Genomic DNA, 25,595 nt, shown 5'->3' with positions numbered 1-25,595 from the left:
CTCAGGCCGCCTTTCGGGCCGCGGCGATGATGTGCGTGCCGCCGTCGATGTTGCCCGGCGCCCGGCACGCCTCCAGCTCCCAGCGGGTGAACGCGGCCAGCACCTCGGGGTCGGCCAGCAGCGACTCGTCCAGCAGCGGGGTGTCCGCGGACAGGAAGTTCGACGCGGACGCGGTGACGATCTCGCAGCCGCGCGAGGTCAGGTGCGTGCGCAACTCGTCCCAGGTGAAGAAGTGCGTGGTGAGCAGTTCGAAGTCGGCCTGCACGTTGGCGATGTCACCGGTGGCCACGGCCTTGTCGATGGCGCCGAGCTGTCCGCCGGCCGCGACCATCGGCAGGATCGCGTTGAGCCCGGCGCGCAGGTAGCCGTAGCGGGAGGTGACGCTGACGATCACCGTGCCGCCCGGGCGGACCAGCCGGACCAGCTCGTCGAACGCGTCCGGGATGCGGTCGAGCACGCAGCTGAGCACGCTGCCCACGCACACCACCGCGTCGAAGCTGGCGGACTTGAACCGGCTCAGGTCCACGATGTCGGCCTGGTGCCAGCCGGTGACGTTGCCGGCGAGGCCCGCCTCGGTGACCTTCTCCTCGTTGATGGCCAGCTGCACGTCGGACAGGTCGCACACGGTGACCTCGGCGCCCGCGCGGGTCAGCTCCAGGGTGAACCGGCCGGGGCCGGCGCCCGCCTCCAGCACCCGGTCGCCGGGCTTGACCAGCTCACCCAGGATGGTGCGGTGGATCTGGTAGTTGATGCGGTTCTCGAACGAACTCTCCAACCGGTTCCACTCGTTGGCGCCCCACTTGTTGTAGAAGGTGCGGGTGGTGTCGGGCTGGTACATCGCGGACGTCATGGCTCTCCTCGGTGCGGTGTGCGGTGTGCGGTGTGCGGTGTGCGGTGTGCGGTGTGCGGTGCGTGCGGTGGGTGCGGGGACGGGGTCAGCGGGTGTTGGCGGCGTGGTAGGTGAGGTCGCGGCTGCCCAGGCGGATGCGGCTGCCGGAGGCGAGGGTGAACGGCTGTCCCGGGGCCAGCCGCACCCAGGTGGCGCTGTCCGGCTCGCGGACGTGGGTGCCCTGGGGGTGGCCCCGGTCGACCACGGTGACGTCCCACTCGACCAGGGCGATGTCGGCGTGCGCCTCGGCGAGCAGGCCGGTGCCGTCGGTCACGGCGAGCGCGGTGGCCTGGCCGCCGCGCACCTTGGCGTCACCGTGCGGCGCGGTGCCGAGCACCACGTCGTGGTCGAGCACGTGGGACACGCCGTCGTCGCCGATCAGGTAGCCCAGTGCCGGTCGGGGGCCCTGCCTGGGCTCGTGGGTGAGGCCGTGCATGGCGGTGCCGCAGGCGGCGCAGTACCGGGCGTCCGGCCGGTTGAAGTGGCCCTGCTGGCAGTTGATGCCCCACACCAGCGGCGTGGCCGACCCGCTGCCGCTGCCACCGGCCGGCTGCTCGGCCACGGGCACCCCCGGCAGGGCGGGCCCGGTGACGCCGGTGGCGGTGGCCGCTCCGGCGGGGGCGGGTGCGCCGCGGTGCAGCAGCCGGCGGGTCGGTGGCAGCAGCCCGAGCACCACCACGCCGACGGCGATCAGCACCGCGGTGGCGGCCACGTCGATGGCCAGGGCGATCTCGTCCACCAGGAACTGCTCCGGCAGCAGCAGCACCTGCACGCCGTAGGCCAGCGCCGCCTCGGGCACGGCCTGGAGCAGCAGCAGCGGCACCGGCCAGTCCCCGGCCCGGCGGCGCCGCTGGGCGAACTGGCAGACCGGGTCCCAGACGACCACGCCGAGCACGAACAGCAGGCCCAGGGCGACGAACGTGGTCAGGTAGACCTCGTCGAGCGGGGCGAAGCCGACCGGCAGCACGAACCCGAGCAGGACCGTGACCAGGCCGCCGACCACCGCGCTGCTGAGCAGCCTGGCGGCCAGCCGGGTGGCGTAGGTCGGGGTGGGTGCCCTGGTGGCGGGCGCCGTGGTGGCGGGGGTGTCGGTGGCCGGGCCGAGGCCGGGCAGGTCGGCCGGTGGCCTCGGGTTCGCCCAGCCGGTGGTCACCGCGCCGGCCCGGCCGGTGGCCGCGCCGACCGGCGGTGGTGCGGTGCTCGGTCGCGGCGGTGGCACGGCCATGGGGGTGGGGCGCGGCGGGGCGGGCGTCGGCGGTGCCGGCGGCGCCGTGGCCGGGCCGCTCCTGCCGGCGACCGTGCCGACCGTGCCGACCGGGCCGGCCGGGGCGCCCGCCATCGCCGGAACGCGGTGGTCGGCCACGGCCGCCATCGCGCCGGTGTGCGCCATGCCGTCCCCGGCGGCCATTCCGTCCACAGTGGAGTCATCCGGCATCGCGGCGTCCTCGCGGTGCAGCACCAGGCCGCCGCCGGAGACCAGGCCGGTGCGCAGCGACAGCGACGCGGATTCCGCGCTGATCTGCTCGCCGGCCGCGCGGATGGACAGCGACCGGGTGCCGTCCGGCGCGTCGTAGCGCTGGAGATCACCCATCGCCGGGCCCCAGGCGCGCAGCTCGGCGTGCGGGCTGTCCGCGGAGACCTCCAGTGGGCCGTGCAGGTAGACGGCCATGCCCCGGTCGGTCTCCAGCACCGCGGCGAAGGTGGACGTCGGCGCGGCCGGGTCCAGCTCGGCGAACATCGCCTCCAGCCGGGGCGCGACCTCGGCGCCGTCGGTGAACAGGTTGATCAGCTTGTCGTGTGCGTTGGCGCCGTCGTCGCCGACCAGCAGCAGGACCCCGGCCGGGAAGCGCCCGACCAGTCCCTGCCCCGGCCGCACGGCCACCTTGAAGTCGTCGAGTTTCACAGCAGTCTCCCACCGCGGAATCGCCAGCGGACCGACACCACGCGCAGCGGCCCGTGCAGGCACAGGAACACCACCAGCCAGGTGGTGCCGAAATGGATGAGGAACGGGACGAGCCGCACGTCGAAGCCGAGGACGTCGCGCAGCAGGAAGAAGACCAGCGCACCCTCGGGAATCCCCTCCAGCAGGGTGAACATCGCCGGCCAGTCCTTCTCCCAGCGGAACTGTTGCAGGAACTGGTAGACCGGCTCCCACAGCAGCACGCCCACGCCAGCGGTCAGCCCGATCGCGGCGAACGTGCTCGCGTAGGTCTCGCTGACCGTGGCGAAGCCCACCGGCAGCAGCGGGGTGACCAGCAGTGTCCACAGCAGACCCGCGGTGGCGAGCACGAACAGCCGCGACTGCCAGCGGCCCAGCAGGGTCGGGGTCACGGTGCCACCCCCCGCATGCGCCTGCACCACTGCGCGATCGACCGGCCGGAGCCGATCCGGTGACAGAAACCCAACTCCGCCAGCTGGTCGGTCACCCGCAGCGCCGCGTACTGCAGGCCGAGCAGCGAGTCGGCCGGCGCGTAGTAGGCGCCCTCGGTGACCGCGCCCGCGGCGAACAGCCGGCCGGCGCCGTTGCGCAGCGAGCGCACCTCGAAGCCGGGGCTCACGTCCAGCCGGCCCCACAGGTTGCGCGCGGCCCCGGACACCTCCACCAGGTCGTGCAGCAGCCGGTGCGAGCGCAGATCGCCGATCAGCCCGGTGGCGTCGACCACGAAGTCCGCGGCCAGCGTGCGCGGTGTGCCGGTGGCGTTGTCCCGGTAGACGATGGCCAGCCGGTCGTCCTCGGCGCGGTCCACCCGGTCGATCACCCCGCCGACCGCGGTGTAGACGCCGTCGCGCCGGGCCTGGGCCAGCTGGCGCTGCCAACCCCGCCGGTAGGGCGTGGTGGAGCCGGCCATCAGCTCCCACAGCTGCCGCCGGTCCTCGCCCTCCAGCTTCTCCAGCCGCACCTTGAGCTGACCGCCCCACGCGGCCTTGGGCCAGTTGAACCCCTGGTGCGCCCAGCCCAGCCGGCCCCGGCGGCGCATGAACCGGGACGGCCCGTGCGGACCGTCCACATAGGTGCGCAGCAGGTGGACGATCCGGGTTGCCGCGCCGTGCTGCTCCCGGTCGTTGAGCAGCCGGTGGATGATCGCGGACGCGGCGATGCCGCCGCCGCGCACCACCACCGTGCCCGGCCGGGCCACCAGGTCGGTGTAGACCTGCTCGTGCGGCTCGTAGGCGTTGACGAACCGGTGGCCGCTGCCGTGCCTGGCCCGGTAGTCCTGCATGTCCGGCAGGAACCGGATGCTCGGGTAGCCCACCGCCAGGTGCACGTACCCGCTGCGGTAGACCACCCGCTGCTTGTGCGCGCCCTGCGTGGTGAACACGGTGAAGTAGCCGCCGCCCGCGCGCCGGCGCACCATCCTGGCCTGGCCGTGCGCCACGCAGTCCCAGTAGCCGACGCGGTCGGCCTCGCGGCGCATCCCGTCGAACACCTCACCGGCCAGCGGCGTCCAGTAGTCGGTGAACACGTTCTCGGTCAGCACGTTCCACAGCGGTGCGATGAATCCGCGCGGGCTGCGGGAGCGGAATGCGCGGCGGACCGCGTAGCTCGGGAATCCCCAGATGTTGTCCGGCATCGACGAGGCGTCGGAGCGAATTCGGTAATGCGGCGGGAGTTGCGAGACCCCGGTCAGGTACGCGTAGTTCTCCCACGGGTGGCGCAGGTTGGTCAGCACCTTCATCTGGTTGGTCGGCACACCCGCGATCCGCAGGCAGTCGATCATCGCGAACGAGCCCATGCCGCCGCCGACGGTCAGGAAAGGCACGTCCACCACGGGGATTCCGGACTCGTGGACCAGCTCGTCCGTCCACACCGGACTCGTCAGCAGGAAGTCGGGCAACTCGGGGGCGCGCTCGTCCCACCCTGGCGGCGCCGGTGGCGCGAGCACACGTGAACTGTCTGTTGTGGGCACGGTTTTCACACCCTTGGCGAAGTGATTGATCGGCACCCGGATCGGGTGGTGCTTGTCGTCTCGCTCGGATTCGAGCTAAGCACGTGGCCCGGATTCGGTACACCCGGTGGTTTTCCTATGTAGGGTAGGGAGTCGGGGGATCGACACCGTCCGGAAAGGAGCCCGCGTGAGCATTCCGCACATTCGCGGGTTCCGCGTGCAGGGCGAGATCGGCGGGTCCGGGATCAGCGTGGTGTACCTGGCCGAGGACCTGCTGCTGGCCCGCCGGGTGGCGGTCAAGGTGCTGCGGCCCTCGGTGGCGCACGAGGAGCGGCTGCGCAACCGGTTCCTCGGCGAGGCGCGGATGGCCGCGAGCCTGGACCACCCGCACATCACCCCGGTGCTCTCCGCCGGCGAGGCGGGCGGGTCGCTGTACGTGGTCATGCCCTACGTGCACGGGTCGGACCTGCAGAGCCTGCTCGACGAGAACGGCCCGTGCCCGCCGGCCAGGGCCGCCCAGATCGTCGACCAGGTCGCGGCCGCGCTCGACCACGTGCACGCCTGGGGGCTGGTGCACCGCGACGTCAAGCCGCGCAACGTGCTGGTGGCCGCGGGCCCGGCCGGGCACTGCTTCCTCAGCGACTTCGGCATCGCCACGCCGGCGCGCACCCCGGACACCGCGGCGGTGGCCCGGCCGGACCGCTCGGCCGGCTCACCCGGCTACGGCGCGCCCGAGCAGCTGGCCGGGCTGCCCACCGACCACCGCGCCGACGTGTACTCGCTGGGCGCGCTGCTGCTGGCCTGCCTGAGCGGGGTGGAGCCGTGGCGGCTGGACGAGGAACCCGGGCTGCGCGAGCGCGTGCGCGCCGCGCTGCCCGGGGACCGGGTGGCGCTCACCCGCATCCTGGACCGGGCCATGGCGGCCCGGCCGGAGGAGCGCTTCGCCACCTGCGGGGAACTGGCCACCGCGGTGCGCCGCTGGGTGGCGGGCGCACCCCGGTAGCCGGGCGGCGCCGGCTCAGGCCGATCCGGACGGGCTGGCCCCGCCGGGGCTGTCCGGCCCGGCCGCCAGCGTGTCGGCCGCCTCCTCGGCGGGCGGCGGCGGCATGGTGTGCCGGCGGATCGCCCTGGGCAGGGTGACCGCCACCAGCAGCGTGAACAGGATCCCGCCGCCACCGGCGATCATCAGCGTGGCCGGCGCGTCCGTGGCGTCGAGCAGCAGGCCGCCGCCGACGTAGGAGATGGCCGCCGCCACCCCGATGCTGCCGTAGAGGTTGCCGAAGACCCGGCCGAGCAGGCTGGTCGGCACCATCCGCTGCAGCATGGTGGACGAGGCCACGTCCATGCCGGCGATGCCGAGGCCGCGCACCGCCTGCACGGTGAACGCCGCGGCCACCGACCAGGCCAGGCCGGTCAGGAAGTTGCCGGCGCTGCTCACCAGGAACCCGCCGACCAGCAGCGCGGGCATGCCCAGCGCCGTGCTGTAGCGGGTCAGCAGCGCGTACCCGACCAGCAGGCCGATGCCCACCGCGCCGAGCAGCAGACCCACCGAGGAGTCCCCGGACATCAGGTTCTCCTTGGCCAGCAGCACCAGGGCCACGTCGTCGACCCCGTTGAACGCCACCACCGCGCAGAAGCCCAGCGAGATGATCCGGATCGCCGGGGTGCGCAGGATGTAACCGAGGCCCACCTTGGCCTGGGTGAGCAGGCTGCCCTGGTCGGCGTCCGGGTCCGGCGTCGGCGGCATGGCCCGCGTCCTGGTCAGCACCAGGGCCGAGAGCAGGAACGAGGCCGCGTCCACCAGCAGCACCCCGCGCACCTCCAGGAACGGCAGCAGCGCCGCGGCCAGCAGCGGGCCGAACGCCTCGGCGCAGTTGGAGCCGAAGCCCACCGCCGAGTTCGCCGTCTCCAGGTCGCGGCCGGAGACCATCGCCGGGATGGCCGAGCGGGACGCGGGCTGGAAGACCTGCGAGGCGATCGCCCGCAGCGCCACCAGGGTGAGCAGCAGCGGCAGCGGGGGCAGCGCCAGCGCGATCAGCAGCACCAGCACGCCCTGCACCAGCTCGCAGATGATCATCACGCGGCGCAGGTCGAACCGGTCGCTGATGGCCCCGGTGAGCGGGCTGATCAGCGACGGCACGAAGTCGCCCACCAGCAGCAGCAGCGCCACGGCCAGGCCCTGCCCGGTGGTGTTGGCCACGTGCAGCATCAGGGCGACCATGCTGAGCGAGTCACCGCCGTAGGACACCACGCGTGCCACGAACAGCGCGCGCAGCGGCCCGACGGTGCGCAGCAGACGGTAGGCGCTGGGAGCGCGCTCGCCCGCGTCGGCGTCAACAGTCGACATGCTCAGCCTTTCCGTCTTCTCCGGGCGAAGTGCGACCGGGTCACCGACCGTACCCGGCCGGCTGCGGTGGGTGCGAGATCGGGTCCGGTCACGACGTGGTCAACCGTTTCCCGCCATGGCCCGGCGCAGGCTCAGCGGGCGCAGGTCGGTCCAGGTCCGCTCGATCCAGTCCAGACACTCGTCCTCCGTCCCGGTTACCCCGACCGGGGTCCATCCAGCGGGTGGTTCCCGGTCGGCCGGCCAGATCGAGTACTGCTCCTCGTGGTTGACCACCACCCGGGTCAGTGGTCCCCCGGTGTTCTCGGCGGTCGTCTCGCCACGCTCGGTGGTCATGCCACCACCATCCCTTCCGTACCGCTTGCTGCCTACCGGCTGGCCCGCCGTGCCTTGCCGCCGGTCTCGTTGCGCAGGATCGACATGTCGTTGGAGTTGTGGTTCACCGCGACCAGGTCCGGGGCGCCGTCGCCGTCCACGTCGATGGCGGCGATGCCGCCGCGCGGGTCGTCGCCGGCCTCGGCCAGCGCGCCCTCGCTGAACCGGCCGGAGCCGTCGCCGCGCAGCACGCTCAGGTCGTCGGTCGCGGAGTTGTTCGTGGCCAGGTCCAGGTAGCCGTCACCGTTGAAGTCGGCGGCCACCAGGCCGGCGGGCGAGCCGCCGTTGACCGGGTAGCGGCGCGGCTCCCCGAGTTCGCCACCGCCCCGGCCGAGGTAGACCGACACGTCGTTGGAACCGTAGTTCGCCACGGCCAGGTCCACGTGGTCGTCGTCGTTGAGGTCGGTCACCAGCAGGCCGGCCGCGTCGTCGGCCGTGGTGATCAGTTCCGGCGCGCGGAACGCGCCCTTGCCGGTGCCGTAGAGGATGGACACGTCGTCCGAGCCGAAGTGGCCGAGCAGCAGGTCGACGACGTCGTCCTCGTTGAGGTCGGCGGCCAGGATCCGGATCGGGGTCGCCGCGACCGGCGTCTTCACCGGGTCGTCGAACGCGCCGTCGCCGTCGCCGAACAGCACGGAGATGTCGCTGCCCTTGTAGTTGACCGTGGTCAGGTCGAGGATGTTGTCGCCGTTGAGGTCGGCGGCCAGGATGCGGGCCGGGTCCTCGCCGCCGGGGAAGCGGGCGCGGTTGCCGAAGCCGCCGGTGCCGTCGCCGTAGACGACCGAGATCATGCCGTCGTTGAAGTTGGTGACCGCGGCGTCGACCTTGCCGTCGCCGTTGAAGTCGCCGACCCCGATGTCCGAGGGCATCGGGCCGACCTCGGACTTGATCGGGTCGGCGAAGCCGCCCTTGCCGTCGCCCAGCATCACCGACACGGTGGTGGACAGGAAGTCCCCGGTGACCACGTCCATGATCCCGTCGTCGTTGACGTCGGCGGTGGCCAGCGAGGCCGGGCCACCGCCGATCTTGAGCGTGCTGGCCTTGCCGATGCTCACCTCCTCGGGCAGTGAGCAGGCCGCGGCGGTGAGCGCGGCGGCGCAGGCGAGGGCGGCCAGCCGGGTGGCCCGGCGCAGGGTGGTCCGGCTCGGGGTGGGGTTCATCGGTTCTCCAGTTCTTCCTCGGCCCGCCGGAACAGCTGGACCATCAGGGGGTCGGTGACCTTGCCGGCCGCGTAGTCGGCGGCGAAGCGGCGGTGGTACTCGGCGAACCAGTCCGGGCGCTGGTGCAGGAACAGCACGTCGTGCGGGGCCATGTGGCGGATCACGAAGCACGGCACCGGGCCGGTGGACACGGCGAAGTCGGGGTTGCGCACGGCGGTCTCCGGGCAGCCCTCGTAGAACTGCCCGAGCATGGCACCGCCGCGCACCATGTCCGGCTTGACCGCGCGGTGCACCGAGTCCAACGTGGACATGTGGGGCGCGGCGACGCCGGGCAGCACGATCACCAGGCTGCGCTGCCGCCGGGCCACCGCGTTGCTGGGTGTGGTGGCGACGAACTCGGCGAGGTAGTCGCGCAGCAGACCGGCGATCCGGTCCGGGTCGCTGCCGTCGATCTCGTCGTGCAGCACGATGCGGACCTGGTCGGTGCGCAGCGACTGCGGCACGAACGGGCACACCGGGCCGCTGCGGCCCAGATCCGGGTGGGGCATGCAGATGTAGTCGCGCAGCCAGTCCAGCACGGCCCCGGCCGCGCGCAGGTCGGCCAGGGACACCGGGGTCTTGGGTGTGGGCGGTGCGTCCGGTGGGGAACTGTCGGCTCTCATGGTTGGACACCTGTTCCTTGTCGGGCCGGCTCGGGCTGGGAACTCAGGCGGGCAGCAGCAGCGGGGTGGGCGCGGGCACCGGGGTCAGCGCGATCGCCGGTTTGGTCCCGGTGCGGCGGGCGGGCAGCGGGTCCAGCCGGAACCGCTGGGCCACCCTGGTCAGCACGAGATCGCCCTCCAACTGGGCGAAGGTGTTGCCGACGCACTGGTGCGCGCCCGCGCCGAACGGGAAGTAGGCGAACCGGTGCCGCTGCTGGTCGACGAGCCACCGCCCGGGGTCGAACTGCTCGGGCCGGGCCCACACCCCCTCGTGCCGGTGCGTCACGTAGGAGGACACGATCAGCCGGGCGCCGGCCGGCACGGTGTGCTCGCCGATCTGCAGCGGCTCGTCCACCACCCGGCGCAGCGCCCACGCGGGCGGGTAGAGCCGCAGTGCCTCGCGGAGCGCGGCGCGCGGCCAGGTCAGCAGCCGCAGCCGGTCCCCGGTGGGCGCGTCCGCGCCGAGCACGTCGGCCACCTCGGCGCGCAGCCGCCGCGCCGGCTCCGGGTTGAGGCTGAGCAGGTGCAGTGCCCAGACCAGGGCGGTGCCCGTGGTCTCGGTGCCGGCCACGAAGATCGACAGGATCTCGTCGACCAGCTCCTCGTCGGTGAAGTCGCCCTGGTTGTCCAGCAGTCCGTCCAGGAACGTGGGCTGCCCGCTGGGCCGGCGCCGCCGCGCGGTGAGCGCGTCGCCGATGACGCGGCGCAGCGCGGCGATGTCGGCGCGGTAGCGGCGGTTGTCCGGGGTCGGCCAGGAGCGGGGGATGGTCAGCAGGGTGAACAGCTGGTGGTCGACGTAGCCGAGCAGGAAGTCCAGTGCGGCGCGGGCCGCGGCCCGGTCCACGTCCGGCGCGGTGCCGAAGGTGGCATCCACCATCATCGCCACGGTGATCTTCTTCAGCTCGGCGGCGAGGTCGATCCGGGCGCCGGGCCGCCACCGCCGGTCCAGCGCCTCGTCCAGCGGCCGCAGCAGCAGCGGGGTCATCGAGGCCAGCCGCTCGGCGCGGAACAGCGGGGTGAGCAGCCGGCGCCGGCGCACCCAGTCCTCGCCGGACGGGCTGGTGAACAGGCCCTTGCCGAGCAGTTCGCGCAGCAGCTGGCGGTGCGTGCGCCGGCCGTTGAGCAGCACCTGCCGCACCCCGTCGGGGTGGAAGGCGGCGTAGAGCGAGCCGGCCACCCCGAGGTCGAGTTCCACCAGGTCGCCGTGGTCGCGGCGGGCCTGGCAGAACATGCCGATCGGGTCGCGCAGGAACCGCAGGTTCAGGCCGAGCAGCGGGGGACCGGCGTAGCGGGGGATCACGGCTGACCGTCCGACGTGGACTCCAGCAGGGTCCAGAAGGTGCCTGGCACCCGGTGCACCCGGTCCAGCCGCAGCCCGGCACCGGCCAGCAGGTCGCGGAACTGGGTGTGGGTGCGCACCGCGCCGCCCAGGTGGGCCAGTGCGTTCATGTCGCCCTCGACCACGGACATGCCCGCCTCGACCCGGTCCGGCGCCATCATCTCGAACACCAGCAGCGTCCCGGTCCCGCCCAGGGCGGCGCGGCAGTTGGCCAGGATCCTGGCGGCCACCGGGTCCGGCCAGTTGGCCAGCACCCGGGACAGCAGGTACACGTCGCCGCCCTCGGGCACGTGCTCGCGGAAGTCGCCGGGCACGAACCGGCAGCGGTCGCCGCCAGGCACCCGGCCCAGCGTCTCCAGCGCGGACGGCTCGGTGAGCGGCAGCTCGACGAGCACGCCGCTGGCGTGCGGGGCGTGGGTGAGGATCTCGGCGAGCAGCGAGCCGTTGCCGCCGCCGACGTCCACAACGGACCTGGCCGCGCCGAAGTCGAACAGGCTGGCGATGAGCGCGCCCGTGCCGTGGCCCAGGGCGATCATCCGGTGGTAGTGCTCGGCCAGCACCGGGTCGCGGTCCAGGTACTCGTAGTAGGGCATGCCGAAGACGTGGTCGAAGGCGATGCCGCCGTCGCGCAGGCTGGCGGTCAGCCCGGCGTAGGCCTGGTAGCTGAGCCCGCCGAAGTAGATGGCCGGGCCGTGCAGGGACTGCGGGTGCGCCGGGTCGAGGAAGGCCCCGGCCTCGGTGAGCCCGAACCGGTCGTCCTCGTCCTGGTCCAGCACGCCCAGCCCGACCAGGGCGCGCAGCACCTGGGTGAGCGGGCCCTGGTGGGTGTCGGTGAGCCGGGCCAGCTCGGCGGCGCCGCGCCGGCCGGTGGCCAGGTGGGCGGCGATGCCGAGCTGCGCCGCGGTGTGCACCAGGGCGCTGCGCCGGTAGCCCTCGATCAGCTGGCTGACCCGCTGCCGCGCGTCCAGCCCGGTGGGCGCCTCGGTCATCGGGTCACCTCGTCGAGGTGGGCGAACAGGGCGTCCGCCAGGGCGACGGCGGCCCCGCCGATCCGTGCGTCGTACAGCATCACCAGCTCCAACCTGTGTCCGATGTGGTGGGCCTGCAGTGCCAGCCCGAAGTCCGTCCAGTGCTCCCTGGGTGGCTCGGCCACCAGGCCCGGCCCGAGATCCGGCGCCGGGTCGGCCAGGTCGGCCATCAGGGGCAGTGCCACCGCCTCGGCCAGCGCGGTGTGCGGCAGCAGCCGCTGGCGCTGGTAGGCGGCCAGCACCTCGGCGTGGGTCTGGCCGATCCGCTCGGCCCGCCCGGCCGCGGCCGGGGTCGGGCGGACCACGGCGAGGTTCACGAACCGGCCGACCACCCCGTCCAGGCCGGGCTCGGTCCGCCCGGTCACCGGCACCGCGATCGGCAGCGGGCCGGTGGTGTCCCTGGCCGCGTCGGCCAGCAGCGCCAGCAGCAGCGACCGCACCGGCACGCCGTGCTCGCGCGCGGCCCGGGCCAGTCGGGCGCTGCGCCGCTCGTCCAGCACGTGCTGGCGGGCCAGCCGCGGGCCGGGGCCGAGCACCGGGAGCACCTCGGGGATCGGCGCCTCGGCCAGCCAGTCACGCAGGGCGGCCTGCACCACCGCCGGGGTCAGCCAGGACCGTTCCCAGGCGGCGAAGTCCGGGTGGTGCAGGCGCAGCGCGGGCAGCCCGTCCGGCGCACCGGACAGCCGGGCCCGGTACAGCGCGGCCAGATCGGCGGCGAGCAGGCCCGCGCTGGCGCCGTCCACCGCGATCCGGTGCGCCCGCAGCGTCAACCGGTGCCCACCATCCACGGTGGACAACTCGGCGGCGAGCAGTCGACCGGTGGCCGGGGACAGCCCTTCGCCGGCGCCGAGCACCGGGTAGGGGTCGGCGGGCCGCTGCCGGTCGCCGTCGACCACCACCCGCAGTGCCTCGTGCCTGGCCACCACGGCGGTGAGCGCGTCGGCCAGCGCGTCCTCGTCGACCGCGCCGGTGATCAGCGCGCTCAGCTCCAGCTCGGCCGCTGGCCCGGCGGGCACCGCGGTCAGCCGCTGCTGCGCCCAGGACAGCGGCGCGTCCGGAGTGGACCGGCGCGCCAGCACCGGAGTGTCCACAGTGGATGCCGTGATGGCGTCGGCGACCCGTTCCACCGTGGCGGCGGCGAAGAAGTCGCCCACGGACACGGCAACGCCGAAGCGCTCCCGGATGGCCCGGACGATGCGCACCGCGATCAGCGAGTCGCCGCCCAGTTGGAAGAAGTCCGCGTCCGCGGCCACCTCGTCGCGGCCAAGCGCCCGCGCCCACAGCGCGGCCAGCTCCGCCTCGGTGCCCGGCCGGGGCGGCCGGCCGCCGGTGTCCGGCACCACCTCGGGCAGGGCCGCCAGGTCGACCTTGCCGGTGGGGCTCAGCGGCAGTTCCGCGACGGCCACCACGTGCGCGGGCACGAACGCCGCCGGCAGCCGGCCGGCCACGAACGGCCGCAGCTCCCCGACGTCCAGCGGGCCCGAGGCCGTCACGTACGCGGTCAGCGCCGGCACCCCGTGCACCGGGCGCGCCACCACCACGGCCTCGGCCACCGCCGGGTGCGCGCGCAGCACCCGCTCGATCTCGGCCGGCTCGACGCGCACGCCGTTGACCTTGACCTGCCCGTCGGCCCGGCCGGCGAACTCCAGGGTGCCGTCCGGCCGGTACCGGGCCAGGTCGCCGCTGCGGTAGACGCGCGAGCCGGGTGCGCCGAACGGGTCCGGCCGGAACCGGTCCGCGGTCTGCCCGGGCGCGCCCGCGTAGCCGTGCGCCAGCCCGGTCCCGCCGATCCACAGCTCGCCCACCACCCGGGGCGGCACCGGCTCGCCGTGCGCGTCGAGCACGTACACGCGCTTGCCCGCCACCGGTCGGCCGATCGGCACCTCGGTCTCGGCCCGGTCCCGCTCCAGCGGGTGCGAGGTGGTGTCGATGGTGGCCTCGGTCGGCCCGTACTGGTTGTGCAGCCGCGCGGCGGTGCGCTGGTGGAACCGGGCGACCAGGTCGGCGCCGAGCCGCTCGCCGCCGCAGAACACGTGCCGCAGCGTGCGCAGCTCGTCGTCGGCAGCGTCCAGGGCCCGCCCGAGCTGGGCGGGCACGAAGTCGGCCACGGTGATGGCGTGCGCGCCGATCAGCCGGACCACCTCGGCCGGGTCGGCGGCCTGCTCGCGGGTGGCGATCACCACGGCCGCGCCCGTGGCCAGCGGACCGAACAGCTGCCACACCGACGGGTCGAACGCGACGGACACGGTGTGCAGCAACCGGTCGCCGGGCCCCAGCCCGGTCAGCGCGTGCCGCCAGGCCAGGTCGGCGGACACCCCGGCGTGCGGCACGGTCACGCCCTTGGGCGTGCCGGTCGAGCCGGAGGTGTACATCAGGTAGGCCACGTCCTCGGCGCCCACCTCGGGCAGCTCACCACCGCCGGTCGCGGGCACGTGCCGGACCACACCGTCCACACCGTCCACACCGGACTCGTCGCCGATCAGCCGGCGGGCACCCGAGTCGGCCAGCATCTGCCGCCGCCGCTCGGCCGGGTGGGCCGGGTCCAGCGGCAGGAACGCCGCGCCCGAGGCCAGCACCGCCAGCAGGGCCACCACCAGCTCGGCCGAGCGCGGCAGGCACACGGCCACCACCTCACCGCGGCGCACCCCGGCCGCGCGCAGCCCGGCCGCCTCGACCAGCACCCGCTGCCACAGCTCGGCGTAGCTGAGCCGGGTGTCCCCGCACACCACGGCGGTGGCCGCCGGGGTGCGCTCGGCCTGGGCGGCGACCAGGGCGTGCACCGGCCGGTCGGCCCACGGCCACGCGGTGGCATCAGCCAGGCTCGCCAGTGCCCGCGCGCGTTCCTCGGCGGTGAGCAGCGGCACCCGGTCCACCGGCGCGGCCCAGCCGGGCAGCACGCGCAGCAGCCGCGCGTAGCGGGCCAGCAGGTCCTCGACGCTCGCCCGGTCGAACCGGACCGTGTCGTAGTCGACCAGCACGGCCAGGTCGGCGCCGTCGCGCACCACCGACAGGGTCAGCGCGCACTGGGCCGTGCCCCGCCCCAGCTCCAGCGGCCGCACGGTGAGGCCGGGCAGGTCGATGCTCGGCGCCGGCGCGTCCTGCAGGGCGAACAGCACGTCGTAGCCGCCGGTCAGGAACTGCTCGGCGGGCACGGCGGCGTGCTCGAACGCGCTCGCCGCCGCGGCGCGCACCCGGTCGACCAGCTCGGCGAACCCGGGCGCGCCGGTCAGGTCGGCGACCATCGGCACGGTGCTGAACAGCGGCCCCACCACACCCACCAGCTCCGGCCGGTGCCGCCCGGTCACCGGCACGCCCACCACGAACCGCTCGCCGGCGCCGCAGCGGCTGAGCAGCACCTGGAACGCGGCCAGCAGGCCGGCGAACAGCGGGGCGCCGGTGGCCGCGCAGTGCGCGTCGAGTTCGGCGAGACCGGTGATCCGGTGGGTCAGCCGTCCGGAGTGGACGGTGGTGCCGGCCGGGCGGTCCACCGGCAGCTCGACCGTGCCGGACAGGCCGGCCAGGGTGTTGCGCCAGTGCTGTTCGGCCCGGGCGTGGGCGCCCTCGGCCATCCGGTCGCGCAGCCAGCGGGCGTAGTCGGCGAACTGCAGCTCGGGCTCGGCGTGCTGGGGCCGCTCGCCCCGCGCCTCGGCCGCGTAGCAGGCGGCGAGGTCCTGCAGCAGCACGGTGTTGGACGCCGCGTCGGTGGCGATGTGGTGCAGGGTCAGCAGCAGCGCGTGGTCGCCGTCGGACAGCTCGACCAGCACGGCCCGCACCGGCGGCTGGGTGGTCAGCTCGAACGGCCGCTCGGCCTCGGCCAGGGCCACCGCGGCCAGGTCGTCGGTGCGGACCCGGCGCGGCACCAGCTCGGCGGTGTCCGGCACGACCTGGCGCAGTCCCTCGGCGGTGTCCACGAACCGGGCGCGCAGCACCGCGTGCCGCTGGACCAGCGCGGTGCAGGCCCGCTCCAGCGCGGCCACGTCCAGCCGACCGCGCAGCCGGACCGCCACGAACACGTTGCCGGCCACGTCCTCGGGCGCGGCCTGCTGGCGCAGCCAGAACCGCTCCTGGGTGGGCGAGAGCGGCGCGCCGTCCACCGGCCCGGCCGGGATGGGCAGCTCGTCGGCCGGCTGGTCGGCGGCGTGCGCGGCGGCCCGGTCGATGGCCTCGGCCAGCTCGCCCAGGGTCGGGTGGTCGTACAGGGACGCCACCGGCAGCCGGACGCCGAACTTGGCGGCCAGCTCGTCCAGCACCCGCATGCCCACCAGGGAGTGCCCGCCGAGCTGGAAGAACGACTGGTCGCGGGTGATCCCGCTGACCCCGAGCAGCCGTTCCCACACCGCGGCCACCACCTGCTCGGTGCCGCTGGCCGCCGCGGACTCCGCCGGCACTGGCGCCGGCGGCGGGAGCACGGTGGCCGGGGCGTCGCCCTCGCGCACGCTGTAGCGGGTGCGCTGGAAGGCGTAGCCGGGCAGGCCGGTGCGGCGGCGGCGCTGGCCGTGGTGCAGGCCGGCCCAGCGCAGCGGCACGCCGGCCCGCCACAGCGCGCCCGCCGCGGCCAGCAGCGTGCCCAGGTCGTCCCCGCCGCCGGCGCCGGGCAGGCTGGGCCGGGCACCGGTCAGCTCGGCCAGCGCCCGGCCCGGCCCGATCTCCACCAGGGGCAGCCCGCGCACGGCGGCCACGGCGTCGGCGAACCGGACCGGCGAGCGCAGCTGGGCGCCCCAGTAGTCCGGGGTGATCTCGCTGATCGGTGCCCCGGTCATGGTGGAGCACACCGGGATCCGCGGTGCGGCGTGCGGCAGGGTGGCGGCCGCGGCGGCCAGTTCGGCGGCGGCCGGTGTCATGGCCGAGGAGTGGAACGCGTGTGAGGTGCGCAGCCGGCGGGTGCGCACCCCGCGGGCGGCCCAGTGCTCGGCGAACGCGGCGATGGCCGCTTCCGGGCCGGCCACCGTGGTCTGCGACGGGGCGTTGACCGCGGCGATCTCCACGCCCGCTGGCAGCTCACCCAGCTCGCCGGTGCCCACCGCGAGCATGGCGCCGGGCGGGCAGGCGGCCATGGCCCGGCCGCGCGCCACCACCAGGGCCATGGCGTCGTCCCGGTCGAGCACGCCGGCCACGCACGCGGCCACCAGCTCGCCCACGCTGTGCCCGAGCACGACCGAGGGGGTGACGCCCCACGAGCGCCAGAGCCGCGCCAGCGCGTACTCCACCGCGAACAGCGCGGGCTGGGTGAACTCGGTGCGGCGCAACAGCTCCGCGTCGGCCAGGGCGGCGCGCAGGTCAACGCCGTGGTCGGCGGCCAGGGCCAGGCACGCGTCGAACTCGGCGCGGAACACCGGCTCGGTCGCGCGCAGTCCGGCGGCCATGCCCGGGTACTGCGAGCCCTGCCCGGAGAACAGGAACGCCACCCCGGGCTTGTCCTCCATTGTGGACGGTCGGGCGGCGCGGAGCCGTTCGGCGGCCTCGGCGCCGGTGCGGGCGACGACGGTGAGCCGCACCGGGAACGGCTGCCGCCCGGTCTGCAGGGTGTGGGCGGCGTCGGCGAACTCCGGACCGTCCAGATCGGACAGTGCGTCGGCCACCCGTTCGGCGGCCTCGGCCAGCGCCTCGGGTGTGCGCGCGCTCAGCGGCACCAGCTGCCACGGCCGGTGGGAGTCCGCGGCGGGCGGTGCGGGTGCGCGCTCCAGCACCACGTGCGCGTTGGTGCCGCCGATGCCGAACGAGCTGACCCCGGCCAGTCCGCTCCACTCGCGCGGCCGCGCGCTGACCCGGAACCGGGTGCGCGCCAGGCCCAGCTCGGGATTGGCGGTGCGGAAGTGCAGGGTCGCCGGCACCACGCCGGTGCGCACCGCCTGCACCGCCTTGATCAGCGAGGCGATGCCGGCGGCGGCGTCCAGGTGGCCGATGTTGGTCTTCACCGAGCCCAGCACGCACTCCGGGCCGGCGGCCAGCGCCTCGGCCAGCGCGGCCACCTCGATCGGGTCGCCCAGCCGGGTGCCGGTGCCGTGCGCCTCCACGTAGCCGACGCGGGCCGGGTCGGTGCCGCCGGCCGCGTGCGCGGCCCGGATCACCTCGACCTGCCCCCGCACGGACGGCGCGGTGTACCCGGCCTTGAGACCGCCGTCGTTGTTCACCGCCGAGCCGCGGATCAGCGCCAGCACCCGGTCCCCGGCGGCCAGCGCGTCGTCGAGGCGGCGCAGCACCACCGCGCCCACCCCGTCGCCGGACACCATGCCGGTGGCGTCGGCGTCGAAGGCCCGGCACCGGCCGTCCGGCGACACCATGCCGTCCGCCCTGGTCGGCCGCGCGCCGGAGCCGCCGCCGCGCACCGACACCCCACCGGCCACGGCCAGGTCGCACTCGCCGGCCAGCAGCGCCTGCCCGGCCAGGTGCACGGCCACCAGCGAGGTGGAGCACGCCGACTGCACCACGACCGCGGGCCCGCGCAGGTCCAGCCGGTGCGCCACCCGGGTGGCCAGGTAGTCCTTGTCGCAGCCGATCACCAGCTGCGACTCGTCCAGGTCGGCGGTGTGCCTGGGGCTGGCCAGCACGTCGAGCAGGTAGGTGCTCAGCGACGACCCGGCGTAGAGCCCGGTCACCGGACGGTGGGCCGGGTCGCCGTGGCCCGCGTCCTCCAGTGCCGCGTGCACGCACTCCAGGAACACCCGGTGCTGCGGGTCGGTCCGCTCGGCGTCCAGCGGGCTGAACCCGAAGAACCCCGCGTCGAAGTGGTCGGCGTCGGCCAACTGGCCGCGCGGCTGGCCGTCGGGCGCCTCGGTGACCGAGTCCACGCCGGCGAGCAGGTTGGCCCAGAAGGCGGCCACGTCCTGGGCGCCGGGGAACCGGCCGGCCATGCCGATGACGGCGATCGCGTCCAGCCCGGCGGTGTCGTCCCGGGCGGGCTCGGCGCTGGGCAGGTGGGTGGTCACGGGGCCTCCAGCGGTTCGCTCACCGGTTCGGGGTGCTGCCGGGTGGTGCGGGCGCGACGGCGGGTCAGCCGGGCCCGGCCCGCCCCGGTGTCGGTGCCGGCCCCGGCCTGCTGGTCCGGCCCGCCACCGGACAGGTAGGCGGCCAGCGACCGGACCGTGGGGTAGCGGAACAGGTCCACCACGCGCAGGTCCGGCTTGAGCGGGCGGAGCAGTTCACAGGCCCGGACCAGCAGCAGCGAGTGCGCACCCAGGTCGAAGAAGCTGTGGTCCACGCCGATGCCTGCGGTGCCGAGCAGCTGCCGCAGCACCTCGCTGACCCGTTCCTCGGTCGGCGTCGCCGGGGCCGAGACCACCACCGGCGCCGGGGCCGGCGCGGGCAGCGCGGAGGAGTCGACCTTGCCGTTGGGCGTCAGCGGCAGCGCGGGCAGCGCGACCAGGTGCGCCGGCCGCAGCCAGCTCGGCAGGTGCTCGGCCAGGTGCGCGCGCAGCTCTGCATCGTCCACACCGGACACGACGTGGGCCACCAGCTCCGGCCCGGCCGGTCCGGTGTGGACGGTCGTGTGCGCGGCGGTCACCGCCGGGTGGCGCAGCAGGGTCGCGGTGACCTCGTCCGGTTCCACCCGGTAGCCGCGGATCTTGACCTGGGTGTCCACCCGGCCGCGGAAGTGCAGCCACCCGTCGGCGTCCCGGTGCGCCAGATCGCCGGTGCGGTAGGCGCGGGAGCCGGGCGCGCCGTGCGGGTCCGGCCGGAACCGGGCCGCGGTGAGCCGGGGATTGCCCAGGTAGCCGCGGGCCAGGCCGGCGCCGCTCAGGTGCACCTCGCCCACCACGCCCGCAGGGCACGGCTCCAGCTCGGCGTCCAGCACGTGCGCGCCGGAACCGGGCACCGGCGCGCCGATCGGCACCGACACCCCCGGCGGCTGCGGGGCCAGCAGCGCCACCGTGCTCCACACCGTGTTCTCGGTCGGCCCGTACTCGTTGTACAGCGCCACCTCCGGGGTGATCTCGTGGTGCAGCGCCACCAGCCCCGCGTCCACCGGCTCCCCGGCCACGGCCACCGCGCGCAGCGCGCTCGGCGCGTCCCGGAACCGCTCCAGCAGCAGCCGGTACAGCGACGGCAGGCACACCAGGTGGCTGGCGGCCGGCCGGGCCAGCAGCTCGCACAGCCGGTCCAGGTCGAGCTGGGCGCCGTCGGCGGGCAGGCACAGCTCCGCCCCGGCGCACAGGCTCCAGAAGATCGACGCGACCGAGGTGTCGAACGCGGGCGAGGACACCAGCACCAGCCCGCGCACCGGTCCGGAGTAGACGGTGAACCGGGCCGAGGTGGAGCTGGCCAGGTTGGCGTGGCTGACCGCCACCCCCTTGGGCGTGCCGGTCGACCCCGAGGTGTGGATGACGTACGCCAGGCTGTCCGGGTGCACGCGCACCGGCTCGACCTCGGCGGGCGGCACCGCGGTGTCCAGCGCGACCAGGCGCACCCCGGGCAGCTCCGGCGGTGGCGAGTTGAACAGCACCACCGGTGGCCGGGCGTCCGCCACGATCTGGCGCACCCGGCCGGCCGGGTAGGCCGGGTCGAGCGGCAGGTAGGCGCCGCCGGCCCGGAGGATCGCCAGGATGCCGACGACCAGCGGGATGCCCCGGTGCGCGTGCAGGCCGACCAGGGTCTCCTGGCCGACGCCCAACCCGCGCAGGTGGGCCGCCAGGTCGCGGGAACGCCGGTCCAGTTCGCGGTAGGTCAGCGTGCCGCTGTCGTCGCGCAGCGCCACCGCCTCGGGGGTCTCGGCCACCCGCGCGGCGAACCGGTCGAGCACCGGGGTCCGCGCACCCGGTGCCGCCGCGCGCACGCCGTGCGCCAGCGCCTGGCGCCGGGCGGGCGGGGACAGCAGCGGCAGCGCGCCGACCGGCGTGTCCGGCGCGGCGGTGACCGCTCCGAGCAGCACCGCGAAGCACTCGGCGAACCCGGCGACGGTGCTGGTGTCGAACAGCTCGGTGGGGTGTTCCCAGCGCAGTTCCAGCCCGCCCTCGGGGTCGTGCCGGACCGCCAGGGTCAGGTCCACCTTGGCCGCGCCGGTGTCCGCGCCCGAGGTGGTGTAGGTGTGCCCGGAGGCGCCGGTGCGCGGGCCGCGCTCGTGCCGCAGCGTCAGCATGGCCTGGAACAGCGGGTTGCGGGTGTGGTCGCGGGGCAGCCGCAGCTCCTCGACCAGTTGCTCGAACGGCAGGTCCTGGTGGTCCTGGGCGCCGAGCACGGTCGCGTGGCAGCGGTCCAGCAGGTCGGTGAACGGGATCGCGGCCTCGACCGGGGTGCGCAGCGCCAGCGTGTTGGCCAGGAACCCGACCGCCGACTCCAGCTCCGGCCGCACCCGGTTGGCCACCGGCGTGCCGACGACCACATCGGACTGTCCACTCAGGCGGGACAGCAGCACGGCGTAGGCCGCGTACAGCGCGGTGAACAGGGTGGTGCCGTGCGCGGCGGCCAGCGCGCCCAACCCGGCCGCCACCTCGGCGGGCAGCACGTGGGTGTGCGCGGCGCCGCGCACCGAGGGGCCGGCCGGGCGGGGCCGGTCGGTGGGCAGGCGCAGCGCCGCCGGCGGGTCGGCCAGCCGGGTCCGCCAGTAGGCCAGCTGCCGGTCCCGCTCGCCACCGGCCAACAGGTCCGCCTGCCACAGCGTGTAGTCGGCGTACTGGGTGGGCGCCTCGGTGGGCAGCACCCCGTCCACGGCGGCGATCAGCTCGTCCAGCAGCAGGTCCAGCGACCACCCGTCGCAGATGATGTGGTGCAGCACCAGCAGCAGCTCGGCGTGCTCGGTGTGCTCGGTGTGCGTGACGAGCGCCGCCCGCACCAGCGGGCCGGCGGCCAGGTCGAACGGGCGCGCCAGGAACTCGTCCCGCTCCGCCGGCGTGATCGTCGGCAGCGGGATTGGCCGGGCCTCGGCGATGTGCTGGTGGGGACCGGCCGCGTCCTGCGGGAACGTGGTGCGCAGTGCCTCGTGCCGGCGCACCAGCGCGTCCAGCGCGGCGGCCAGCCGGGCGGTGTCCGGGCGCGGGCTGATCCGCACCGACACCGGCACCGCGTACCCGCCGGGCGCCAGCTGCTCCAGGAACCACAGCCGGCGCTGCGCCGGCGACAGCGGCAGGCGGGCGGGTCGGGCACGCCGCACCGGGGTGCGCGGCGCCGAGGGCCGGTCGTCCAGCTGGCGGGCGAGCGCGGCGACCGAGGAGTGGTCGAACACCGCGCGCAGCGGCAGGCCGAGCCGCGCCGCCAGCTGGGTGGCCAGCAGCGAGTGGCCGCCGAGCCGGAAGAAGTCGTCCTCGACCGAGTCGACCGGCACCGCCAGCAGCTCGGCGAACAGCGCGGCCACCCGGTGTTCGGCCGCGGTGGCCGGGGCGAGCACCGGCCGCGCCACCGGCGCGGGCACGGGCAGCCGGCGGGTGTCCAGCTTGCCGTTGACGGTCAGCGGCAGCGCGTCCAGCGCCACCAGGTGGGCCGGCCGCATCCACGCGGGCAGCTGCTCGGCCAGGTGGCGGGCCAGCTCGTCGGGGACCGGCTCGCCCGCGTAGACCACGTAGGACACGATGTCGCCGTCCGGACCCAGCGCGGTGTGCGCGGAGCGCACCTGGTCGTGCCTGGCCAGCGCGGCGGTGATGTCGCCGAGTTCGATCCGGTAGCCGCGCACCTTGGCCTGCTGGTCGGCGCGGCCGTGGAAGTGCAGCACCCCGGCGGCGTCCCGGTGCGCCAGATCGCCGGTGCGGTAGGCGCGCGCGCCCGGCTCGCCGAGCGGGTCGGGCCGGAACCGCTGCGCGGTCAGCCGGGGGTTGCCCAGATAGCCCCGGCTGACCCCGGCCCCGGTCAGGTGCAGCTCACCGACCACGCCGGTCGGCGCCGGCAGCAACGACGGCTCGACCACCACCGCCCCGGTGCCGGGCAGGGGTGTGCCGATGGGTGTGGTGGTGGCGGTGGGGTCGATGGGTGCGGTGGTGGCGTAGACGGTGGTTTCGGTGGGGCCGTATCCGTTGATGTGGTGGGTGTGGGGGAGGTGGTGGAGGAGGTCGCGGAGGTGTTGGGTGATGGTTTCGCCGCCGAGCAGCAGGGTGGTGAGGGTGGTGAGGGCGTGGGGGTTGTGGGTGAGCAGGGTGGTGGCGTAGGTGGGGGTGGTTTGCAGGTGGGTGATGGTGGTGAGTTGGTCGGTGATGGGGGTGGTGTCGGGCAGGACGGTGGTGGCGCCGGTGGTGAGGGTCCAGATGAGTTCGACGACGGAGATGTCGAAGGCGGTGCTGGTGAGGGCGAGCCAGGTTTGGGGTTGTGGGGTGGCCAGGAGGGTGTCCATGGCGGACAGCAGGGTGGCGAGGTTGGCGTGGGTGACGGCGACGCCCTTGGGCACGCCGGTCGACCCGGACGTGTACAGCACGTAGGCCAGTGCCGCCGGGTGCGGCTCGACCCCGGCGTCGGCCGCGGCGGGGTACGGCGCGGCCAGGTCGAGCACGGGCACGTCCGAGGTGGGCGGCGGGCCAAGGGCGGGTTCGGTCAGCACCGCGACCGGGCGCGCCGACTCGACGATCTGGCGCAGCCGGGCCGGCGGGTGCGTCGGGTCCAGCGGCAGGTACGCGGCGCCGGCGAGCAGGACGGCCCACAGCCCGACCACGGTGTCGATGCCGCGCCCGGCGTGCAGCCCGACCAGGGTCTCCTGGCCGGCGCCCAGTTCGCGCAGGCGCGCGGCCAGTGCGTGCGCCCGCGCGGCGAACTCGGGGTAGGACAGGGTGCGGCCGGCCTGCGCCACGGCGGTCCGGTCGCCGTGGTTGGCGACCGCGGCGCGGAAGCGGTCGAGCACCCCGGGCGCGGCGACCGGCGCCGGCCGCACCAGCGCGGCGTCCTGCTGCGCGGCCGTCAGCAGCGGCAGCCGGCTGACCCGGGTGGCCGGGGCCGAGGCGATGCCGGTGAGCAGGGTGTGGAAGTGCCCGGCGAACCGGGCGACGGTGGCGGCGTCGAACAGCTGCGTGCGGTACTCCCAGCGCAGCGCGGGCGTTGGCCCGTCCACCCCGACGATCTCCACGGACAGGTCGAACTTGGCGGTGTCGGTGTCCAGCGCGGCCGCCCGGTGCGCGACGCCGTTGACGGTGACCGCCTCGGGCAGTTCCGGCCGGACCGACAGCATGGTCTGGAACACCGGGTGGGTGCCCTGCTCGGTGCTCCCGCCCAGGTCCCGCACCACGCGCTCGAACGGCACGTCCTGGTGTTCGTGCGCGGTCAGCACGGCCTCGCGCGCCCGGTCGACCAGCTCGGCCGCGCTCGGGTCGTCGGACAGGTCCAGCCGCAGGGTCACGGTGTTGAGGAACAGCCCGACCAGGCCGTCCAGCGCCGGGTCCGGCCGGTGCGACACCGGGGTGCCGATCAGCACGTCCCGGCTGCCGGACAACCGGCCGAGCAGCACGCCGTAGGCGGCGGCCAGCAGCATGAACAGGCTGGCGCCGCGCTCGGCGGCCAGCGCGCGCAACCGGGTGGTCAGGCCGGCGTCCAGGACCTGGTGGTGGTTGCCGCCCCGGCCGTCCCACGCCACCGGGCGGGGCCGGTCGGCGGGCAGCCGCAGCGGGTCCGGCAGGTCGGCCAGCCGGTCCCGCCAGTGCGCCAGGTGCCGGCCGTGGTCGCGGCCGGCCTCCCACAGCGTGTAGTCGGCGTACTGCACGGCCAGCGGCCGGGTCGGCGCGCCGGCCAGTTCGGCCAGCAGCAGGCCGAGTGACCAGCCGTCGCAGGCGATGTGGTGCACGACGACCACCAGCTCCAGCCCGTGGTCGTGGTCGTGGCGGATCGTGGCGGCCCGCAGCAGCGGTCCGGCGGCCAGGTCGAACGGCCGTGCCACGAACGCGGCGCGCTCGGCCGGGGTGATCACCGGCAGCGGCACCGGCGCCGGCGGGTGGACCAGCTGCCACGGGCCGTGCTCGTCGTGCGGGAAGCTGGTGCGCAGTGCCTCGTGCCTGGCCACCACCGCGGTCAGCCGGTCGGCCAGCTCGGCCGTGGACACCGCGCCGCTGGTCCGGATGCTGCCCGCGATCACGTACGCGTCCGTTGTGGACAGTTGGGTCTGCACCCAGATCCGCCGCTGTGCCGCGGACAGCGGCAACCGCGCCGGCCGACTGGCCGGTGCGAGCGGGCGGTCGGCCGGCGGGCAGGTGTCCAGGTGCGCGGCCAGGGCGGCGATGGTCGGGTGCTCGAACACCGCGCGCAGCGCCACCTGCCGGCCCAGCGCGACGCGCACCCGCGCGATCAGCTGGGTGGCCAGCAGCGACTGCCCACCGGCGGCGAAGAAGTCGTCGGTGCGCGACGGGTTCCGCACCGCCAGAAGCTCCGACCAGATCGCGGCCACCGCGACCTCGGTGTCGCCCCGGGGCGGCTGGTGCACCTGCTCGACCGGGGTGGGCAGCGGCAGCCGGCCGGTGTCCAGTTTGCCGTTGACGGTGAGCGGCAGCTCGGTGAGCGGGATCAGGTGCGCCGGGTGCATCCAGGTCGGCAGCTGGCTGGCCAGGTGGGCGCGCAGCTCGGCCAGGTCCACCTCGCCGACCAGGTAGGCGGTGATCTCCGGGCCCGGGGTCAGCGCGGTGTGCGCGGCGCGGACCGCCGGGTGCGCGGTGAGCGCGGCGGTGATCTCGCCGAGTTCGACCCGGTAGCCGTTGATCTTGGCCTGCTGGTCGGCGCGGCCGTGGAAGACCAGCTCACCGCTTGGCGCCAGGTGCGCGAGGTCCCCGGTCCGGTACAGCCGCGCGCCCGGCTCGCCGTGCGGGTCGGGCACGAACCGGGCCGCGGTGAGCCGGGGGTTGCCCAGGTAGCCGCGGGCCACCCCACCGCCGCCGACGCACAGCTCTCCGGTCGTCGGGGTGACCGCCAGGTTGTGGTCCAGCACTCGCGCGGTCACCCCGGGCAGGGGTGTGCCGATGGGGGTGGTGGTGGCGGTGGGGT

General features: G+C 75.2%; 13 protein-coding genes. 1 reads left to right on the top strand and 12 read right to left on the bottom strand.

Annotated features, from left to right (window positions below; all coding sequences use genetic code 11):
- Position 1 precedes the first annotated feature (1 nt).
- From LX83_RS27680 to LX83_RS27665, 4 genes are all read right to left on the bottom strand, one after another.
- Entirely contained in the window at positions 2-850 is an 849-nt protein-coding gene (locus LX83_RS27680) for a class I SAM-dependent methyltransferase (RefSeq protein ID WP_253776570.1), read from the bottom strand.
- 85 nt (positions 851-935) lie between these two features.
- Entirely contained in the window at positions 936-2,792 is a 1,857-nt protein-coding gene (locus LX83_RS27675) for a hypothetical protein (RefSeq protein WP_253776568.1), read from the bottom strand.
- On the bottom strand, positions 2,789-3,220 hold the full coding sequence (locus LX83_RS27670) for a hypothetical protein (protein ID WP_253776566.1): 432 nt from the start codon (positions 3,218-3,220) through the stop codon (positions 2,789-2,791). The genes LX83_RS27675 and LX83_RS27670 overlap by 4 nt, the downstream gene beginning before the upstream one ends.
- Positions 3,217-4,797 carry an FAD/NAD(P)-binding protein gene (locus LX83_RS27665; RefSeq protein ID WP_253776564.1) on the bottom strand — a complete coding sequence of 527 codons (1,581 nt, stop codon included), beginning with the start codon at positions 4,795-4,797 and terminating at the stop codon, positions 3,217-3,219. The genes LX83_RS27670 and LX83_RS27665 overlap by 4 nt, the downstream gene beginning before the upstream one ends.
- Before the next feature lie 166 nt (positions 4,798-4,963).
- Here LX83_RS27665 and LX83_RS27660 point away from each other — a divergent pair, with 166 nt between their 5' ends.
- Complete coding sequence (locus LX83_RS27660; RefSeq protein ID WP_253776562.1) at positions 4,964-5,779, top strand: serine/threonine-protein kinase; 816 nt, start codon at positions 4,964-4,966, stop codon at positions 5,777-5,779.
- A gap of 15 nt (positions 5,780-5,794) precedes the next feature.
- Here LX83_RS27660 and LX83_RS27655 read toward each other — a convergent pair whose 3' ends face one another.
- The 8 genes from LX83_RS27655 to LX83_RS27620 all read right to left on the bottom strand — a co-directional run bounded on the left by LX83_RS27655 (position 5,795) and on the right by LX83_RS27620 (position 25,572).
- Complete coding sequence (locus LX83_RS27655) at positions 5,795-7,123, bottom strand: MFS transporter (RefSeq protein WP_253776560.1); 1,329 nt, start codon at positions 7,121-7,123, stop codon at positions 5,795-5,797.
- Between the two features lie 99 nt (positions 7,124-7,222).
- Positions 7,223-7,456, bottom strand: coding sequence for an MbtH family protein (locus LX83_RS27650; RefSeq protein ID WP_253776558.1), 234 nt, complete (start codon positions 7,454-7,456; stop codon positions 7,223-7,225).
- 32 nt (positions 7,457-7,488) lie between these two features.
- Complete coding sequence (locus LX83_RS27645; protein WP_253776556.1) at positions 7,489-8,655, bottom strand: FG-GAP repeat domain-containing protein; 1,167 nt, start codon at positions 8,653-8,655, stop codon at positions 7,489-7,491.
- Positions 8,652-9,317: a DUF6875 domain-containing protein gene (locus LX83_RS27640; RefSeq protein ID WP_253776554.1), complete on the bottom strand. Its 666-nt coding sequence runs from the start codon at positions 9,315-9,317 to the stop codon at positions 8,652-8,654. Before LX83_RS27640 ends, LX83_RS27645 begins: the two co-directional genes overlap by 4 nt.
- Positions 9,318-9,360: 43 nt before the next feature.
- Positions 9,361-10,656: a cytochrome P450 gene (locus tag LX83_RS27635; protein ID WP_253776552.1), complete on the bottom strand. Its 1,296-nt coding sequence runs from the start codon at positions 10,654-10,656 to the stop codon at positions 9,361-9,363.
- A complete protein-coding gene (locus LX83_RS27630; RefSeq protein WP_253776550.1) occupies positions 10,653-11,684 on the bottom strand; it encodes an acetylserotonin O-methyltransferase in 1,032 nt (343 codons plus the stop codon). Before LX83_RS27630 ends, LX83_RS27635 begins: the two co-directional genes overlap by 4 nt.
- A complete protein-coding gene (locus LX83_RS27625) occupies positions 11,681-18,649 on the bottom strand; it encodes a non-ribosomal peptide synthetase/type I polyketide synthase (RefSeq protein WP_253776548.1) in 6,969 nt (2,322 codons plus the stop codon). Before LX83_RS27625 ends, LX83_RS27630 begins: the two co-directional genes overlap by 4 nt.
- Positions 18,646-25,572: an amino acid adenylation domain-containing protein gene (locus LX83_RS27620; protein ID WP_407649681.1), complete on the bottom strand. Its 6,927-nt coding sequence runs from the start codon at positions 25,570-25,572 to the stop codon at positions 18,646-18,648. The genes LX83_RS27625 and LX83_RS27620 overlap by 4 nt, the downstream gene beginning before the upstream one ends.
- Positions 25,573-25,595: the final 23 nt, after the last annotated feature.

It is taken from the genome of Goodfellowiella coeruleoviolacea (assembly GCF_024171785.1).
Classification (GTDB): Bacteria; Actinomycetota; Actinomycetes; order Mycobacteriales; family Pseudonocardiaceae; genus Goodfellowiella; species Goodfellowiella coeruleoviolacea.
This window is presented reverse-complemented; position numbering and strand designations above follow the sequence as displayed.